General features: G+C 60.4%; 14 protein-coding genes and 1 tRNA gene. 5 read left to right on the plus strand and 10 right to left on the minus strand.

What is annotated here, in order from left to right; genetic code table 11:
• Nucleotides 1–212 precede the first annotated feature (212 nt).
• From NW812_RS04260 to NW812_RS04270, 3 genes are all read left to right on the plus strand, one after another.
• On the plus strand, nt 213–854 hold the full coding sequence (locus NW812_RS04260) for an SIMPL domain-containing protein (RefSeq protein WP_414394339.1): 642 nt from the start codon (nt 213–215) through the stop codon (nt 852–854).
• Between the two features lie 40 nt (nt 855–894).
• A complete protein-coding gene (locus NW812_RS04265) occupies nt 895–1,767 on the plus strand; it encodes a shikimate dehydrogenase (RefSeq protein ID WP_414394341.1) in 873 nt (290 codons plus the stop codon).
• A 192-nt stretch (nt 1,768–1,959) separates the two neighbouring features.
• Nucleotides 1,960–3,582, plus strand: a complete 1,623-nt coding sequence (locus NW812_RS04270) for a hypothetical protein (RefSeq protein WP_414394343.1) — start codon at nt 1,960–1,962, stop codon at nt 3,580–3,582.
• A 291-nt stretch (nt 3,583–3,873) separates the two neighbouring features.
• On the opposite strand, the gene tgt is transcribed toward NW812_RS04270, so the two are convergent.
• On the minus strand, nt 3,874–4,971 hold the full coding sequence (gene tgt / locus NW812_RS04275; protein ID WP_414394345.1) for a tRNA guanosine(34) transglycosylase Tgt: 1,098 nt from the start codon (nt 4,969–4,971) through the stop codon (nt 3,874–3,876).
• Nucleotides 4,972–5,092: 121 nt separating this feature from the next.
• Here tgt and NW812_RS04280 point away from each other — a divergent pair.
• Nucleotides 5,093–5,175: transfer RNA gene (locus tag NW812_RS04280), tRNA-Leu, on the plus strand.
• A 57-nt stretch (nt 5,176–5,232) separates the two neighbouring features.
• Here the strand turns inward: NW812_RS04280 and NW812_RS04285 are convergent.
• Complete coding sequence (locus NW812_RS04285; RefSeq protein WP_414394347.1) at nt 5,233–5,610, minus strand: hypothetical protein; 378 nt, start codon at nt 5,608–5,610, stop codon at nt 5,233–5,235.
• A gap of 437 nt (nt 5,611–6,047) precedes the next feature.
• Between NW812_RS04285 and NW812_RS04290 the strand changes: the two genes are divergently transcribed.
• Nucleotides 6,048–10,628: a GAF domain-containing protein gene (locus tag NW812_RS04290; protein WP_414394349.1), complete on the plus strand. Its 4,581-nt coding sequence runs from the start codon at nt 6,048–6,050 to the stop codon at nt 10,626–10,628.
• Nucleotides 10,629–10,699: 71 nt separating this feature from the next.
• On the opposite strand, the gene NW812_RS04295 is transcribed toward NW812_RS04290, so the two are convergent.
• The 8 genes from NW812_RS04295 to recJ all read right to left on the minus strand — a co-directional run.
• On the minus strand, nt 10,700–10,843 hold the full coding sequence (locus NW812_RS04295; RefSeq protein WP_414346668.1) for a high light inducible protein: 144 nt from the start codon (nt 10,841–10,843) through the stop codon (nt 10,700–10,702).
• A 100-nt stretch (nt 10,844–10,943) separates the two neighbouring features.
• Nucleotides 10,944–12,014 (minus strand): spermidine/putrescine ABC transporter substrate-binding protein, encoded by a 1,071-nt coding sequence (locus tag NW812_RS04300; protein ID WP_414394351.1) that lies wholly within the window; start codon nt 12,012–12,014, stop codon nt 10,944–10,946.
• A gap of 91 nt (nt 12,015–12,105) precedes the next feature.
• Complete coding sequence (locus tag NW812_RS04305) at nt 12,106–13,092, minus strand: CHAD domain-containing protein (RefSeq protein ID WP_414394353.1); 987 nt, start codon at nt 13,090–13,092, stop codon at nt 12,106–12,108.
• A 123-nt stretch (nt 13,093–13,215) separates the two neighbouring features.
• Nucleotides 13,216–13,854 (minus strand): dTMP kinase, encoded by a 639-nt coding sequence (gene tmk / locus NW812_RS04310; RefSeq protein ID WP_414394355.1) that lies wholly within the window; start codon nt 13,852–13,854, stop codon nt 13,216–13,218.
• 22 nt (nt 13,855–13,876) lie between these two features.
• Entirely contained in the window at nt 13,877–14,989 is a 1,113-nt protein-coding gene (locus NW812_RS04315; protein WP_414394356.1) for a hypothetical protein, read from the minus strand.
• A gap of 74 nt (nt 14,990–15,063) precedes the next feature.
• On the minus strand, nt 15,064–15,657 hold the full coding sequence (rdgB, locus tag NW812_RS04320) for an RdgB/HAM1 family non-canonical purine NTP pyrophosphatase (RefSeq protein ID WP_414394358.1): 594 nt from the start codon (nt 15,655–15,657) through the stop codon (nt 15,064–15,066).
• A gap of 99 nt (nt 15,658–15,756) precedes the next feature.
• A complete protein-coding gene (locus tag NW812_RS04325; protein ID WP_414394360.1) occupies nt 15,757–16,422 on the minus strand; it encodes a metallophosphoesterase family protein in 666 nt (221 codons plus the stop codon).
• The coding region (recJ, locus tag NW812_RS04330) for a single-stranded-DNA-specific exonuclease RecJ (protein ID WP_414394361.1) at nt 16,412–18,686 on the minus strand (2,275 nt) is incomplete at its 5' end. The genes NW812_RS04325 and recJ, both read right to left, overlap by 11 nt.

Genomic DNA, 18,686 nt, shown 5'->3' on the forward strand with positions numbered 1-18,686 from the left:
ACGCACCGTCTGGGTGAGGTGAGGGAACCGATGGTTGGGGCTTTTGTCCGACCGGCTAGAGGAGCGGTGGGAGTAAGCTGGGGGTGAACTCCTGGGGGGTGAAAGAAATGAAGGGGGGCAACAGCTGGAAAAGGAAGTGGGCGCCTTGGCTAGCTCTTGGGCTAGCGCTAGCCGTGTTAGCGTGGGGTGTGGTCGGCAGCAATGGAGGAGCGATGGCCAGTCCCGACAAAGGATCCCGAACGTTGACTGTAACCGGTCAGGGATCGGCTGCCGTGGAAACCTCAATTGCGGTGATCCGGCTAGGGGTAGTGATCCAAGGGGATACGGCCCAATCTGTCCAACAGCAGCTGGCTGAGCGTTCGGAGCGGCTGGTCAACCGCCTCAAAGAGCTGCAGGTAAGCGCCCTGCAAACCACCGGCATTTCCCTCTATCCCCAATACGACTACCAAAAGAGCCCGCCTCGCCTGACAGGGATCCAGGGGCAAAACAGCTTCCAATTTGAGGTGCCCATAGCCCGAGCAGGACAAGTGCTGGATGAAGCCGTGGCTGCTGGAGCCACCCAGGTGGAGTCGGTCAGCTTCCGAGCCAATGAGGCCGCCCTGTTGCAAGCACGCAGCCGCGCCCTAACCCAGGCTGTGGAAGATGCTCGACGCCAAGCCAGCGACGTGCTGGGGGCCTTGAACCTGAGCATCCGTTCCGTAGAACGCATCCAGATTCACAGCGACAGCTATGTCCAACCCCCGTCCCCAGGCATGGGTGGAGCGGAGTATGCCCGCCTCCAGGCAGCCACCACGCCAGTGGAAGGGGGACAGCAAACGGTGCGCGCCCAAGTGACTCTTGAGATCCGCTACTAGCCGTCAAAAAGCCCAGACTTGAATCCCTGGAGGAGTGGGGGTGGAAAGACGCATTTCGGGAAGCACGCAGTTGCTGGGCCTAGTTGGGGATCCGGTAGCCCATAGCCTCTCCCCGGCGATGCACAACGCCGCTTTGGCGGCCATGGGAGAAGACTACTGCTATGTGCCCTTTCCCGTGAAGGCAGAGCGCTTGGCAGTGGCGGTGGCAGGGCTTGCAGCCATCGGGGTGCGAGGGTTTAACGTAACGATTCCTCACAAGCAGGCCATTCTGCCTTTGCTTAGCCAGGTGGAAACGCGGGCGGCAGCGGTGGGAGCGGTGAACACCGTCTACGCCTTGCCCGAGGGAGGCTGGGGTGGCACCAACACCGACATCGACGGCTTTGTTCAACCTTTGCTGGGTTTAGAGAAAGGGATCCCTGTCCTAATCCTGGGATCTGGCGGGGCGGCGCGGGCGGCCATCCAGGGCTGTTTGGAGTTGGGGCTGGGGCCAGTGCGGGTGGCTGGGCGATCCCTTGAGAAGTTACAGGCCCTGCAGCAAACCTGGCCGCAGCTGGAGACGCTAAGCTGGGCCGAGCTGGATCGCCGCTTGCCCGAAACTCGCCTTGTGGTCAACACTACCCCCGTGGGCATGCAGAAGCCGGGCTCTGCTACTGAACTTTCCCCTCTTAGCTCGGAACAACTGGCCCTATTGCCTGCCGGCGCCGTTGTTTATGACCTCATCTATGTACCGGATCCCACGCCGCTGCTGCGCATGGCGGCTGAGCTGGGCCACACCCCCATCAGTGGTCTGGAGATGCTGGTTCACCAGGGGGCCAAAGCTCTCTCCCTCTGGCTGGGGGGCAAGCCTGTGCCGGTGGAGGTAATGCGGCAGGCAGCTCGACAGCAGTTGGCTAAGTACCGAATTGAGTCTTGACCCCAGAAGATGCGGAAGTCGGGGGATATCGAGTTCTGGCGGTGTTGTCCTTTGGCTTGGCTAGGCGGGAACAATTGCCTTTGGTTTGCCGATCTCTAGGGAGAGACGGGGCTAAGGCTTCTGTAGGAGTTAAGGGTGTTGGGGTTGCCAAGGCAGCAGTGGAAAAAACCCGGAATCCCCTGGCTGGCAGGTGTGCTTGGCGCCCTGATACTGCTGGGGCCCAGGAGTGCTGCCCAAGCCGAATTCCAGTGGCCAGGCCATTTCTCTTTCCCAGGGGGATCTCCCCTGGCTTTTCGGCTTGACGCCTACTGCCGCCAGCCACCGGAGGAAGTGGCGCGCAAGGCTCAACTGCGCCAGCGGGCTGCCCAGTCAGAGTCAGATGCGGCTTGGGCCGAATACACCCAAGTTTTAGCCGAACATCGCGCTGCCTTGCTCGCCTGCCGCAGCCGCCGTTGGCCGCAAGTCCAGGCCATTTGGGTGCGCCTGCATCCTTGTGATGCCAATCCGGGCGTGCTGGATCAGGTGTTCGACCAAGTGGTGAACCTAGGCTACAACCGCGTCTTTATCGAGACCCTGCACGACGGCCGCTCCATCTTGCCGGATGGGGCAGGAGGGATCTGGCCCAGCCTGCAGCCCAATGCCGATTTGCTGGACTTGGCTCTCAAGGCGGCGCGACGGCGGGGGCTTTCGGCTTATGCGTGGGTGTCTTCCCTCAATTTCGGCTACAGCTACGGTCAGCGCCCGGATCGCCAGTCCGTCTTGGCCCGCAACGGTCGTGGCCTTGCTACCCTCTTGGATCCGGCAGCAGCCCTCCCCGAAGATTTGGGTAGCCTCGATGAAGTGTTTGTGGATCCCTTTCACCCCCTGGCGCGACGGGATCTTGCCGAGCTCATCCGCCGGATCTTGCAGCGGCAGCCGGACGGAATCCTCTTCGACTACATTCGCTATCCCCGCGGCTCGGGGGCCTCAAGCCTAGCCACTAACGTCCGGGATCTGTGGATCCACGGGGAGGGGGCCCGACAGGCCTACCTGGACTTGGCAGAAAACCCAGCGGGGCGAGCCTTGCTGGAGCGTTACCTACGTCAGGGCTACATTACCGTAGCGGATGTTCTCCGCCTGGATGCCACCTATTCTGAAGAGCCGAGGTGGCGTCGGCCAGGGGATCCCAGGCCCAGCGCGACTGAGGAATGGGTATTTTCTCCAGAGCTATCGACCTGGGTTGCCCGGAGCACAGCAAGCAAGAATTGGCAGGGAGAGCAGCATTCCACCCCTGCCCATTCAGGGAAGAGCAACTTGGCTCCCACTCCTTCTCCCACGCCCACCCCTCCTGCCGCCGTTCGCCAAGTACGCTGGCAGCAGCAGCTCTGGGAGCTCAGCGTTGAGTTCGCTCGCCAGGGGGTGCTCGATTACCTTCGACAAGCTGCCCAGCTCGTCTGGAAAAGGGGAATTCCAAGCGGGGCTGTCTTTTTCCCCGATGGCAACCTGAAGGTAGGGGAGGGGTTTGATGCTCGCCTCCAGCCTTGGGATCGCTTTGATCCAAACATGGAATGGCACCCCATGGCCTATGCCAAGTGCGAGGACAGCTCTTGTGTGGTCAAGCAAGTGGAGCGAGTTTTGGCTGTAGCTTCTCCCCAAACCTTTGTTTGTCCCGCTATTGCTGGGCTGTGGGGACAAGCGCAGCGAAACCGCCCCAGTCTAGAAACCCAGATGGCAGCACTGGCCCGCCGCTTCCCGCAGTTGTCCTGTGTGAGTCACTTCTCCCTCTCCTGGATCGAGCCGGAGCTAGAGCGCAGCCGCCGTACCTGCCAGCTTTAACGCCCGTACCAATCTAGGAGGCTGCTGTCTAAATCCTCGACTCAACCACTTGCTGCAACTGCTCCAGAAGCTCGGCCTCGGCAGCGGCGTCGTAGAGCCGTGAGCAAAGTAGCAGGCAGGCAGCTGCGGAAGATAGGCGCAGAGCTACAAAGTTGAGATTAGGGCCAGAGCGTAGCGCTCAGCGTAGTCCATTAAAGCCTGAGCCGCAGACACAACGCTGTCCTGCACAGGGTGTGCCGGCGATTAGGTCCGCGGTGGGCTTTGAAAACAAGGTAGAGACTTCTGGCCGGCTTAGCTCCAGGGATCCCAATTTTCGTGAAACTTACCTTCCAGGATGGCCTGGCGCATTTTCTGCATGTAGCGCACTAGCTCAGTGATGTTGTGGATAGAAAGCAGAGTGTAGCCCAGGAGCTCCCCTGCGCGAATGAGGTGACACAGATAGGCGCGGCTAAAGTGGCGGCAGGTGTAGCAGGGACAGTCGGGATCAATGGGATCTAGGCTGCGGCGGTGTTCGGCATTCTTGATGTTCCAGCGTTTGCCCCGGCTGATTACCGTACCATGGCGAGCATAACGGGTGGGGATCACGCAGTCAAACAAATCCACTCCAGCAGCCACTGCGGCCCGTATCTCAGCATAGGTGCCCACCCCCATAAGGTAGCGAGGGCGATCTGCCGGCAGTCGAGGAGCTACCTGCCGCACCACGGCGTGCATCAGCTCCACTGGCTCTCCTACACTCACCCCGCCAATGGCATACCCCGGCAGATCCAACCGACAGACCTCTTCCACCGCCTGGTGGCGCAGCTCTGGGTAAACCCCTCCCTGGACAATGCCAAACAAGGCTTGATCTGAACGGCGATGGGCCTCTACACAGCGCTTCAGCCACTGATTGGTTCGCCGCACCGCTGCAGCTACCGCTTCTGGACTAGCAGGGTAGGGGGGACACTCATCAAAAGCCATGATGATGTCCGCGCCCAAGGCATTTTGGATTTGAATGGCAAGCTCAGGGGTAAAGCGAACCAGACGCCCGTCGTAGGGGGAGCGGAAGGTCACCCCTTCCTCGTCAATTTTGCGAATGGCGCTGAGGCTGAAGACCTGGAAACCCCCCGAGTCGGTGAGGATGGGGCCCGGCCAGCCCATAAAGCGGTGTAGCCCCCCTGCTTCTTGGATGATGCTCTCGCCAGGCTGCAGGTGGAGGTGGTAGGTGTTGCAGAGAAGGATGGGGGCACCGGTTTCCTTAAGCTGGGCAGGGGTGAGGGTCTTCACGTTGGCCAGAGTTCCCACCGGCATGAAGCAAGGGGTGGGAATTTCGCCGTGGGGGGTGATGAAATATCCCGCCCGCGCCTGTGTGTTGGGGCAGGTGCCCTCGCAAACAAAAGTAAAAGCCGCCAAAGTTAGCGCTCTGGATCCATTGCGTGCGCAGCCGAGCTTAGCATAGGAGTAGGATCCCTTTGCAGAACCTGCCTCTGCCCTTGACAGGGATCCCTTTTCTTGGGCAGACTTATAGATCGCTGCGGAACTGGCGGAATGGTAGACGCGCTAGATTCAGGTTCTAGTGGCAGCAATGCCATCGGGGTTCAAGTCCCCGGTTCCGCACTTCCCCAAAATGGGTTTCAGGGGATACTGCCAGGTTGTCCGGCTTCACCTCCACTTCTAGAGGGCCAGCTCCTTTTCGATTTGGCCAAGCTTGATGCGGGCAAGGGCCAAGTTGCCTTTCTCTCGATCCAGAACCAGATAGAAAAACAAACCAGAGATGTGCTGGACTAGATGCATTAGGTGGTACTGAGTCTCCAGCAGGATAAGAACCTCCTCGATTTTGTCAGTAAGCTTAAGAGACTCAGCAACTCGCATTTTGGCGCGGATCACCTCTGTGTTTCCGGCAACAGCCAGCTCTAGATTAGCTTCGGGAAAGGCAGGGCTGTTGGTACCCTTGTATCCCAGGCACATCCCGGTTTTCCAATCCCCCAGTGCTACCCCCAAGGCACCATCAATGCTCAAGGCCTTTACCAGGCTATCTTGGAGCTTTTGCATAGCTAAAGCTATCCTCCTTTTGCCGAGCTTGTGGTATCATGCTAGGTCCTTTGTTAAAAAGTTTCAACCTGAAGTTCCCATACGAACGATAGGAAATAGCCTGGTCATCTTAACTAACACCATAGATTGGAGTTTATTGTATCAATCTTCCCTGGCTTTGACACCAGTACGAATGTCGAGACTGAGATCCGACCAGCTTTTTTCTCTTCTGCCTACAGCGGATCTGGATAGGTCAGGTCTGGGCCTGTAATTTTGCCTCGTCTGACGGAGCTGCTGAGCAGGGCGAGAATGCAGACAGCTCATCCAGCAGGAAGCGGGCTTGGAGAGCGGATCCCTGTAGCTTCCGGTGGAGAGGCTTGGAAGTTATGCTGGGGTTACCTCTTTTACCTTGAGACTATCGACCTCCGAGATCGGTGGTTGGGATCCCTTCCTGGCCTATGCCCAAAGCTCCCCTTCCTCCCAACGAAAAAGAGCGGCTGGCTGCCCTGCGGCAGTACCAGATTCTCGATACGGCACCTGAAACTGCCTTTGACGAGATCGTCCGCCTTGCCGCCTACATCTGCGGCACGCCCATTGCTCTGGTCAGCCTTGTCGACGAACACCGCCAGTGGTTTAAGGCCAAATTCGGCGTCGATGTGCAGGAGACTCCCCGGGATGTGGCCTTCTGCGCCCACGCCATCTTGTCTCCCCAAGAGCCGCTGGTGGTGCCCGATGCCACTCAGGATCCGCGCTTTGCCGACAACCCGCTTGTTACGCAAGAGCCCCACATCCGCTTCTATGCTGGCATCCCTCTGGTAACTCCAGAAGGGCAAGCCTTAGGCACGCTTTGCGTTGTCGATTATCAGCCTCGGCAGCTTAGCCCGGAGCAACTGGATCAGCTCAAGGCTCTGGCCCATCAGGTAGTAGCTCAGTTGGAGCTGCGCCGTAGCTTGAGGGAACTGGCTCAGACGCCTCTGCTGCCTAAGTCGGGGGATACTAAACCTGCCCGCAAAAACCGCTTTCTCCTCAAGGTGACGGCCGGTTTTGGCCTAGCTGCCTTGCTTCTGGGCGGGATCACCTACTCAGCTCAGCGGAATGCCTCTCAACTGCCGCAACTGACAAGCCGAGTGGCCCACACTCTGAAAGCAATCCAAAGCTTGGAGGGATTGTTGGCGGAAACCGGCGCCGCCGAGGCCGGTCAATATGGTTATCTTCTGACCAATAATCCTCGCTATCTCAGTGAGTACCAAGCCAGCCTTGAAGCCACCTCCACCCATCTGCGCTTGTTGAAAGAGCTCACTGCTGACAACCCCCTGCAGCAAGAGCGCCTGAAGCGCCTAGAGCTGCTGCTGGAGCAACGGCTACGAGTCATCCAAGACTTGATCCGGCTGAGGGAGCAAGAGGGGCTACCTGCCGTTCAGGAAGCTCTAGAAAGCAGCGAAGGGCCAAGGTTAACGGAGCAAATTGTCGAGTTGATTCGGGTGCTGCAGCAGGAGGAGGATCGCCTTCTGGAGCAACGCAATCAGGAACTGCAGTTAACCTGGGTGAGAACCAATCTTGTTGCCCTGGGGGGGCTGATTTTCACTTACCTGGTTCTGAGCGCCGTTTACTTCCTCATCCGCCGGGAGACTGCCGAGCGAGAAGAGGCAGAACGATCCCTCAAGCAAGAGCGAGATTTTACCAACGCGGTTATCGATACGGCAGGGGCGTTGGTAGTGGTCATGGATCCGGAAGGGCGCATCCTGCGCTTCAACCGCGCTGCTGAGCAACTCTCTGGCTACTCGCTGGCGGAAGTCAGGGGCCGGCTACTGTGGGAGGTGGGTTTGATCCCAGCGGAGGATGTGCCTGGTGTAAAGCAGGCTTTTGAACAGCTCAAGGGCAATCATTCCCTCTTTTTGAATCGCCATGAAAACTTCTGGCGCACCAAGCAAGGGGCACTGCGGCTGATTGACTGGACCAATACCGCCTTAATCGGTGCCAACGGTGAGGCAGAGTTTCTCATAAGCACTGGCATCGACATCACCGACCGCAAGCTGGCGGAGCTGGCCTTGAAAGAAAGCGAAGAGCGCTACCGGGATCTCTTTGAAAATGCTAGCGACCTCATCCAGAGCGTGGATGCCGAAGGGCGCTTTTTGTATGTCAACCGCGCCTGGAAAGAAACCCTGGGCTACGACGAAACTCAAATCCAGCAAATGAGGGTTTTCGACATCATCCACCCCGACTGCCGGGAGCACTGCCAGGCTCTTTTCCAGAAGCTTCTAGCAGGGGAGAAACTGGAGAGGGTAGAGACAGCTTTCCTCACGGCCAGCGGTGAAACCGTTTGGGTGGAGGGCAATGTCAACTGCCGCTTTGAAGATGGGGTAATGGTGGCTACGCGAGGCATCTTCCGCAACATTACCGAGCAGAAGAAAGCTGCCGAAGAGCTGGAGCGGCAGAGCCGGCGGGCTCAACTCCTGGCCGATCTTAGCTTAAAGATCCGCCAATCTTTGGATATTGCCGAGATCCTGGAAACGGCGGTAACAGAAATCCAAGCCCTGCTCAAAGCCGACCGAGTCTTGGTCTACCGCTTCCAGCCGGATGGATCCGGGATCATCTGCAGCGAGAAAACCCAGCCCGGCATTCCTTCCCTTTTGGGCGAGGTGATTGAGGATCGGTGTTTTCAGGAGAAATACGTCGAGCTCTACAGCCAGGGCCGCGTTCGCGCCGTCAGCAACGTGGAGACCGAAGGGCTGGAGCCCTGTTACCTGGAGCTGCTGCGAAAAATGCAGGTCAAGGCCAACCTGGTGGTGCCCCTATTGATGGAGCAGCGGCTGTGGGGGCTGTTGCTGGCTCACCAGTGCTCGGCACCCCGCCAGTGGCAGCCGTTTGAGATTGAGCTGTTGGCGCAACTGGCTAACCAAATTGGCATTGCCCTCACCCAGGCAGCCCTTTTGGAGCGGGAGAGAAAGCGCAGCCTCGAGCTAGAACAAGCCCGCAAAGCGGCAGAGCAAGCTGCCCAGGCCAAGAGCAGCTTCTTGGCCACCATGAGCCACGAGATCCGCACTCCCATGAACGCGGTGTTGGGGATGACGGGCCTGCTGCTGGAGACGCCCCTTACCCCAGAGCAGCGGGATTTTGTGGAGACTATCCGCGTCAGTGGCGACGCGCTGCTCACCCTCATCAACGACATCCTGGACTTCTCCAAATTGGAGGCCGGGGAAATGGAGCTGGAGATCCTGGATTTTGATCTCCGCTCGTGTCTAGAAGAGGTGGCGGATCTGTTTGCTTCCACTGCCCACGCCAAGGGCCTGGAGCTGGCAGTGCTCATGCCGCCGGAAGTGCCGCGCTATCTGCGGGGGGATGCGTCGCGACTACGGCAAATCCTCAACAATTTGGTAAGCAATGCCATTAAGTTTACCCATCAAGGGGAGGTGGTCATCCAGGCCGAGCTGATGCAGGAAACAACCACCCACGTCCAGCTCCGGCTTTCGGTAAGGGATACAGGGATCGGGATCCCCAAGGAGGCCCAAGCCAAGCTGTTTCAGCCCTTTACCCAAGTGGATGCCTCCACCACCCGCAAGTACGGGGGCACAGGACTTGGCCTGGCCATTTGCAAGCAACTGACAGAGCTGATGGGGGGCAAGATTTTCCTAGAGAGCGAGGAGGGCCGCGGCAGCACCTTCAGCGTCGAGCTGACTCTGGAGCGGCAGCCCTATGCCCAGCAGCTTTCCCAGCCTGCTGTTCGCATCCCGGTGGATTTGCAGGGCAAGCGGCTGTTGGTGGTGGACGACAACGCCACCAATCGCAAGATCCTGCGCTGCCAGGCCACGGCTTGGGGAATGGTGGTGGAAGAGGCCGGAAATGCCTATCAGGCTATGGACAAACTGCGCCAAGCCGTTCGGGAAGGCAGACCCTTCCCCCTGGCCGTTTTGGATATGCAAATGCCGGAGGTGGATGGGGAGACCTTGGGCCGCTGGATCAAGGCAGATCCGCAACTGGCCGAGACGCAACTGGTGATGATGACTTCACTGGGACTGGGGGAGCACTCCCGCCGCGCCACCGAGATTGGCTTTGCCGCCTACTTGGTTAAGCCGGTAAAACAAAGCCGCCTGCAGGAAGCGCTGGTCATGGCGCTGGGCAAATCCTCTGGCCTGGCCACTTCGCTGCTATCCATGAGCACTGCCGCTTCCCAAAGTGCGCCCTCACCCGGCCGTCCCCAGCAATCCCTGCGCATCCTGCTAGCAGAAGACAACCCCGTCAACCAGAAGGTGGCCCTGCGCCAGCTCCAGAGCTTGGGCTACTTGGCGGATGTGGTGGCCAACGGCCAAGAAGTGTTGGATCTGCTGGAGCAAGTCAAGTACGACCTCGTTTTCATGGATTGCCAAATGCCAGTAATGGATGGCTACGAGGCCACGCGCCGTCTGCGCCAGCGAGAGCAGGGATCTGGCCACCACACCGTGGTGATTGCCCTCACGGCCAACGCTATGCACGAGGATCGGGAGTGCTGCCTGCAAGCAGGGATGGACGACTATCTCAGTAAGCCGGTGCTAAAGGAGGATTTGGAGAGAGTGATCAACTACTGGAGCCGCCAGATCGCCTCCTCCGCACTAGGAGCAGCCAATGGGCCTACCTCCGAGGTGGCTTCGCCCGCTCCGCCTTCTCCTAAGGGTGCCAGCGGCAACTCTGATCCCACGCTGCCCTATCCCATCGACTCGGCTTACTTGGAGCGGGTTACGGCGGGCGACAGCCAGTTTCAGCGGGAGCTGCTGCAGGTGTTCGTCCAGGATTGCCAGAACCTGTTGCCGCGGCTGCGCCAAGCCGTTGCAGCGGGTAATGCTGAAGACTTGAGGAAAATTGCCCACCGCCTCAAGGGAGCCAGCGCCAACGTGGGGGCCCATGCCTTTTCTCAAGCAGCCCGCGAGCTCGAGCACCTGGGGGTGCAACTGGCCCAGCAGGGATCCCTGGACAGTGCTGCACCAGAATGGGCCAGGGCTTCCCAGGGCCTGGAGGAGCTGGAGCGCATCCTAGCCGACATTTGCCAGTACTTGCAGAATTTGTAGGGGGTAGAGCCTCAGCAAAGCAAAAGCTCGGCTGCCAGCCGAGCAGAAAGGGTCTGTGCCAGGGCTTGGGATTACATCAGGCCGATTTGAGAGAGGATCCCTTGGCCCGTGAGCAGCTCGGTCAAAACGCCAATTACAAAGCCCAGCATCGCCAGCCGGCCATTCCATTTTTCGGCAAAGGGCGTAAAGCCAAACTTAGCTTCTTGGTTTTCCATGGCTGCAACTCCATCAGTAGGTGACATTCCCAATGTGGCTCAGATATTAAAAAGTGTCAAGTTTTGTGTCGAGAGCTAACAAGCCGCAGGCAGTGGATCCCTAGCTGCTTTTGACGGCAGTCCAGACAGCGTCAACCAGACGTAGCTGCTCCTGCGACAGCACTTTGAGGTACTTTAGCCTGGCAAAGGTCGCCTCATCGGGATAGATAGCTGGGTTTTGGCGATCCCGGGGGTTGATCCTGGGTAGGGCAGCAGCGTTGGGGGTAGCAAAGCGGTTGTAGTTGCTCAGTTGAGCGCCAATTTCTGGCTCCAGAATGAAGTTGATGAAGCGGTTGGCCAGCTCTGGGTTAGGAGCTTTGGCAGGGATGGCCATCACGTCAAGCCAAATGTGGGCGCCCTCGCGGGGGACAAAGTAGCCAATGTTGGGATTTTCTTCGGCAGCTTGCAGGGCATCGCCGCTGTAGACAACCGCCACATTGGCTGTCCCGGAGACCAGTTGATTTTTGCCGCCCACCCCGCCAATGAGGCCGGCGCTGCGGCGTTTGGCTTGAATCAACAGCTCCTGAATCTGTTGCAGCTCTGCGGGAACGGTTGTACTGGGGTCAAAGCCCAGGTAGAAGGCGGCAGCCGCAAGCATAGAGCGCATCTCGTCGATCATCACAAAGGGGCCGTACTGCTGCTTAGGATCAAAGATCAGCCCCCAGGAACGCTCAAAGTTTTCCGGCAGGCGGTCTTTGCGGTAGCCAATGCCGGTGGTGCCCCACTGGTAGGGAACGGTGTAGGTGTTTTCTGGGTCAAAGGGCAAGCCGACAAACTTCTCGTCCAGGTTGCGGAGATTGGGAATGAGGTTTTTGTTGAGAGGCTGCAGCAGGCCCAGCTCCACCATGTTGGGCACAACGTAGTCGGTGGGCACGACAATGTCGTACTGGCTGACGCCGCCCCCCCGCAGCTTGGCAATCATGTCCTCGTTGGACTCGTACACACTCACCACTACGCGGCTGTTAGTGGCTTTCTCAAAGGCCGTGAGAATGGCTGGGTCAATGTATTCCGACCAGATGTAGAGTTGGAGGGTTGGTTTTCGGGCAGCAGTTCCTAAGCGCCAAAAGAAAAGTAGGGCCAGTAGACAGCAGAGCAAAGCAACGGCCGTGGCAATTCTCTTTTTCATGGGCATTTTCAAACCTAGTGGAGCTGGACGTCGCCCTTACACCTAGCCATGGATCTGGAGCGATCCTGTCCGGCCAACTGCGGTTCAAACCCCTGCTCTAGCCTACCACCTGGACTTCCCCGTTGCTGCTCTCCCCAGCCAAGAAGAGCAACTGATATAGCCGCTGCTGCTCGGCAGGGTTACAGTAACGCTGTTGCTGCGTGGGCCAATCTTGGAGAGCCAGCTTCTGTTGTTCCTGCAGCCAGTTCTGCAAGCTTGAGTCGGCAGGTAGCTGGGCCTGTAGAACTTGCAAGTCGTTAAAGCGGCCCAACTGTTCCTGCAGACGCTTGAGGGCCTTCACCCAGCTTTGGAGGGTCTCTCCGTAGAAGGGGGCAAAAAACTCTAGCTGGTAGCGCAGGCGTTTGGTGGCTTTGCGCAGGTCATGCAGTTGTTCAGCCTGAGCTTCGGTTTCGGGGAAGGCCGGGATCCGCCAACCCGGCTGCAGGAACCACGCCGCTACTAGCGGCGCCAAAAGATGGGGCAAGCTCTCCTGCACAGGAAGCTGGGCCGCAGGCCGGTAGCGAGGAGAAATCAGCCACTCTTCGCAAGCAGCCTGGAACTTCAGGAAGTCCTCCTCTGCCAAAATGCGGCGGGAGTGTTTCTCGGCTTGAGCTTGGCGCCGCTGCAGCTTTTCCTTCAGCTCCTCTAGCTCCGCCTGCTGGTCTGCCGGGATCCCTTGCCAACAGGGCTCGTGGAGGATTTCTAGCAACACGTCCAGATCCCGCTGCTGGCCCAGCGTCTTGATCAACTTTCGCAAACGTTTGGGCCTGAGCGGCTTGGGCAGGCGCAGGGATCCCTGAAACACTTCCGCCCAGGTGCCGATGCGGCGCAAGCTCACCCGGATCTGATGAAGGGATTCTGCCGCCTCCGGGTGGTGCTTGAGCACTCTCCCCACGTGCTTCTGCAGCCGCTGCCATTGCTGGCTCAGCAGTTGGTGGGCCAAAGCAGCTAGCGGGGGCAAGCTTGAAGACGAGAGCAAGAGTGACTCCGAGGACTCCGTCTTGCCGAGGCTCTCAGTTTTCGATTCAGCAGCAATGATGTCCACTGCAAGTCTTCTCTACCCACGACAACACCTCCAAAGAGCGCCAAGCCCCCCTTCCCTAGCCTACCCAGGCTAGCTTGAGCCGTCCCCTGCTCCCCCCTTTTTAACCACATCTTAACCTTTCGTCTAGGGCCTTGGGACTGCTGTCAGCAGGCGAGGCTTGACCACCGACCAGATGCGGGCAGCCACCTCCAAGGGGGATCCCTCGGCGTCAATGCGGACAATCCGCTGCGGCTCGGCGGCAGCCAGCGTCTGGAAGCCCTGGTGGACGCGGCGGTGAAACTCCAGGCGCTCCTGTTCGAGCCTGTCGGCAAGCCCGGTTCGCGCCAGCGGGCCGGAGGCCTTTCTCGCTAGCCCCACCTCTGGCGGGAGATCCAGCCACAGGGTGAGGTGCGGCTGCAGACCGCCGGTGGCCAAGTGGTTGAGCTGGCGAACCTGCTGCAAATCCAGCCCCCGTCCGTAGCCCTGGTAGGCCAGGGTGGAATCGGTGAAGCGGTCGCAAACCACCACCTGGCCGGCTGCCAAAGCGGGAAGGATACACTTTTGCACATGCTCAGCCCGGTCTGCCGCGTACAGAAACAACTCAGCCAGCGGCGTCAGGGGATCCCCATGCAACAAGATCTCCCGCAGCGCCCGGCCCAGCGCCGTCCCTCCCGGCTCGCGGGTACACAGACAGGGATAGCCCGCCTGGCGAAGCTGCAGCGCAAGCAGGGCTTGCTGGGTAGTTTTACCTACCCCCTCCCCACCTTCTAGAGTGATGAACACTTCCCCATCCCTGGCCGAAGGACTAGCGCAGCTCAAGCTGTGGCTGCAAGTCAAAGGAGTGGCCTGGCACCATCACGTACACATCGGGGATGTTGGTGGGCTGCAGGTTTTGCAGGGCCAGCCCTTCGAGGTTGGAACGCAAGGCGTTGTTGATAGTGGTTTCCAGTTGGGACAAAACCTGCGCCTCGTCGCCTTGGGCAGCCAAGCCGGGAAACTGGCTGTAGAGGGCGCGGGCCAAGCTGCTGGCCAAGGGAAGCTGGATGAGGGTGAGGTTGGATCCCCCCAGTTGGGGGCCTAGAGTGTTCGCCCGTCCGCGGATGCCCAAGGCCTGCAGGGCATTGGCCGTTTGGCTGACGGGAATGGTGCAGGTATCCACTTTGTAGATGGGCACCGAGGCCACGGTGAGGGCAGAGACACTGGTGAGTTGGACCACGGTAAAGGAGGCGGTGCCGTTGTAGGCAAAGCAAAAATCCCGAAAAGCCGCCGGCACATTGGCAGCGCGAATGGGGCGCTCATCGTCAAAGCCGCCCGACTCGGCAAAGATGTTGCGGATGGCAAACCCTCCGAAAAAAGCCAGCAGGGCCACCACCAGCAAAGCCGTCAGATCCGAGGAGGAGATCCCCCCTGAAGATCTGCCGCTGCGGCCTCCCCCTCCATATCCTCCTCTTCCCCCGTAGCTGGAGGTGGAGCCATAGTCACCCCTGTAGGAGCCGGCATAGGCGGAAGAGCGGGCGGATCCCTCAAAGCCCCGGTTGCTAGAGACAAGGCGCCGGGGAACCAAGGCTTGTCCAGCAGAGCTGGGCCGAGAGGACGCCGTCCCCCTAATGCGATCAGCAGCCCGCGAAGATCCAGCAGCCGCTTCTCGGCCTGAGGTGGCCCTCTCTTTAGCCTCCTCCGCTGGCAGCGCGCGCCCGGCAAGAGGAGCGGCGGACGCCTTCCCGTCGTTCTGGGCCTCTTCATCCTCCAGCCAGTCTTCCGCACTTTCCTCAGAGGGGCCAGGACCTTCCTCCGGCAGGGGAGGTGGGGAACGCCGGCCTTGGGACTCCGAGCTGCTGGGAGCAGAGGCATTCCCTTGGCCGCTAGCAGCCGTTGCGTCTGGAAAACGGTTTGGATCGCGCTCCTCAGAGAAGGTCATTTTTCAGGCTCCCAACGCAAGACTGGCACTCCCATCTTCCTAGACCGAGTTGGACTTGCAGCCCTTTCTCCAAGCTAGCCTAGACGGCGCTCCAGGATAAGCAACTGCTCCTTGAGAGCCCTCAGGGCCTGGCCGCGGTGGCTGACGGCTTCTTTTTGCGTTGGGCTCATCTCAGCAAAAGTCAGCCCCACCTCTGGCACCCAGAAGAGCGGGTCGTAGCCAAACCCCCCCTCTCCCCGGGGCTGGGTCAAGATTTCTCCGTGGCAGAGACCCTCTACCAGTGCCTGCACCTGGCCCTGGGGATCCACTACAGCGATGGCGCAGTGGAAGGTAGCTTGGCGGTTGGAGATCCCTTCCATCTCCCGCAGCAGTCGCTGAATGCGGGCGGCATCGTCAGGGGCATAGCGGGCCGAATGAACCCCAGGGGCACCCCCCAGGGCTGCCACCGCCAGGCCAGAGTCATCGGCAATGGCCCACTCCCCCAGAGCCGTTGCTACGGCCTTGGCTTTGAGAAGGGCATTTTCGACAAACGTGCTGCCGCTTTCCTCCACTTCTATCGCTGCCGGCAGGGGACGCAACTCCCACCGGGGAGCATGGGCCTGGAAAAAGGCGTGGAACTCCCGCCATTTACCGGGGTTGCTGCTGGCCAGAACTAGGGAACGGGGCATGGGGAGTGAAACTCATCTGGCTCCGCTATCTTAGCCGAGCGCTTGGCTGCAATCTGCAGAGCTACCCTCTCTGGCCGTTAAGCCCGCGCTCTCTGCTTCTCAGTGGATCTCCAAAAGCATGTTGTGCAAGGCTGTGTTGATGACGAGGGTAGATCCCCACCGTTCTACCTTTCCCCCATCCCAGTGCATGTGGCCGCAGATGTAGTAGCGCGGCTGGAGCAGATCCAAAAGGGGACGCAGAGTGGGCATGCGGCGGTGGTACCACTTGCCCCCTTCGTCCAACAAGCCCCGCGGCGGCGCGTGGCTAAGCAGCAGGTCAATGCGATGCGGCAGTTGGCTGTAAAGGGCAAGTAGCTCTTGCAGGTGACTGCGGGTAAGCGTCCAGCTCCAGCCGCAGGGAGGCGTCCAGGGCACTGCCAGCACCTGCAGCCCTAGCCACTCAAAGCAACAGGACTGGGTAATGGCCTGTCCCCAATTGCCGGCCAGGGCCTCCAACACTGTGGCGGCTGGGTCGTGGTTGCCGGGCAGAAAGAGCCAGGGCTTGCCTAGCCCGTCCACGGCCGCCAGAAAAGACTGCAGCTGGGCTACCTCGGCTGGGGCTGCCGGATGAAAGCCTTGGGTGGCGTTGCGGGAGGGCTTGCCGGCCTTGGAGCAGAAATCGCCGCAGTTGATGTAGCCATCCACCTGCGGCAGATAGGCCAGGGCCTGCCGGATCAGCCGGTCGTTGCCGTGGTAGTCAGAGCCAAGCAGCAGTTTAAGCCCCATAGCGCAGCAGCGGCGTTGGGGATCCCTGGAGCAGAGCGGCCACTTGCTCCCAGGAGCTGCGGTACCAGGCCCGTTGGGCCTCCAGCTCTTCTTCCAGGGATCCCGTTGGACCAAACTCAGGGCAAGCATGCCCCAACGAACGCAGGCCCGCCACCAGGAGCGCTGGCGACAGCCACCACTGCTGGCCTAGGCGCAACAGATCCACCTGGGGATAGGTTTGCAGGTAGTGGCGCAGTTGCCGTTGTAGGGTGGCCGCGGAGGGTAGGGGCACGGTCTGCTGATGCACGGCAATGAGCGGCGCTTCGCCAGAAAGGCAGTGGAGCAGCCACTTGAGGTGCTCCAAAGAGGGGGGCCAGCTCCACAGCCACAATTGGTCGTAGCGGCGGCCCGCCTGGGGGCGGTCGTAGTCAAGAGTCAGCGGAGAGCGCCGCTCAGGTGCCAGAACCAAGGTGGGACGGCGAAAGCCGTAGAAGAGGATGGTTCCCTGCGCCTGGGGCAGGAGGTCAGAAAAGCGATCCACAACCTGCCACCGCAGCGGTCGGATGAGAGGCGGAGCAGGGCGGTAGAGAAGAAGGGGGGAGAGATCCCTTCTCTGTTGGGAGGGGGAGGATTTTCCGGGACTAGCCGCTTGGGCAGGCCGGATCCCGAGAATTTCCAGCTCTAGTTGGGTCTCGTCTTCCCACCGCTTGGCTTTGAGGGTGTAGGCAACATCAATCCGCTCGGGCAGGGGATAGGCTGCGGCCCCTCGCCAGACAGTGGCCCAGAGGGGACGGCGGCGGGCCCTGGCTCCCAGGGGAGAGCGGCAGGACTCAGGGGGATCCTGCAGCAGCAGCTTCAAGTGGCTGGGGGCATCCTCGGCTGAGGAAACACCGCCCACAGCCCCAGGTCGGGGGCCAAATCGCTGCTGTTGCAACACCTGCAGGTTGCGGCTACAGAAGACCGGCTCCGGGTTGCCGATACCGCAGGGCTGGAGGCGCTGCAACTCTTGATAGAGGTCAAGAGTGAGGTCAGCTAGCGCCACCTCCAGGTCAATCTGCACCAAGGGCCGGATTTGTTCTGGCTGCAGGCGCTGTTGGGCCAATTGCCGCAGCCGCTTTTCCAAAAGGGGCCAGTTCTCTGCTTTTAGGCTAAAGCCGCCGGCAGCTGGGTGGCCGCCATGCTTGGTAAACAGATCTTTGCAGAACTCCAGGGCCTGGAACACGTCGAACTCCGGGATCCCCTGCCGCGCCGAGCCAGTAATCTCCCCCTGGCGCGACTGGCTGCCGATAAATACTGGACAGCCAAAGCGCTCCGCCAGCCGCGCGGCCACCAGGCCAATGACCCCCTTGTGCCAGCGCTGCTGGGGGGTTCCCAAAAGGATTAACACCCGCTCCTGCGGCGGATCCCAGTCTCGTTGGGCAATCTGCGCCAAAGCCTCGGCCTCGATGCGGCTGCACATCTCCTGCCGCACCTGGTTGAGGCGTTCACAGCGGCGGGCAAGTTTCTCCGCCTGCTGGGGATCGTCGGTGGTCAGCAGTTGAATCCCCATTGCCGGTCGGCCAATTCGCCCAATGGCGTTGATGCGGGGCCCCAAGCCAAACCCTACCCACTCTGGCCGCAGCTCCTCCGGGGATCCCGTCATTCCCATCACCGCCAAGAGGGCGCGGATCCCGGCCACCTGGGAAGTGGGCAAAAGGGCTAGCCCCTGCTGCACCCAGAGGCGGTTTACCCCTGTCAGAGGGGCCAAATCGGCAATGGTGCCCACTGTACACAGCTCCAGCGCCACTCGCCCTAGCCGTTCATCGCCGCGGCGCTCCGCCAAGGCCTGGGCCAGTAGGTAGGCCACCCCCACCCCGGCCATTCCCCGGTAGGGAGACGACTCTGGGAGCTGCTTGGGGTTGAGGATGGCGTCGGCAGGGGGCAATTGGGAGGGCAGATCGTGGTGATCGGTCACGATCACCGCCAGCCCCAGCTCTTTGGCTAGACGGATGGGCTCGTGGGCAGCGATGCCGTTGTCTACGGTGAGGATAAGGCGCACCCCTTCGCGGTGCAGCTCCTGCACCATGCGGCTGTTAAGGCCATAGCCCTCCGTAAGGCGGCTGGGAATGCGGTAAACCACCGGCGTGCCCCGCAGCGCCCGCAGCAGCAGGGCTGTGCTGGTCATGCCGTCGGCATCGTAGTCGCCGCAGATGGCGATGGGCTCCTGCCGGCGCAGGGCTTTCTCCAACAGCTCTACCGCCAGGGGCAGGTCGGCAAAGTCCCGGCTGGGCGGCGGCAGGCAGGAG

It is taken from the genome of Synechococcus sp. O70.2 (assembly GCF_047462135.1).
In the GTDB taxonomy this organism is placed as follows: Bacteria; Cyanobacteriota; Cyanobacteriia; order Thermostichales; family Thermostichaceae; genus Thermostichus.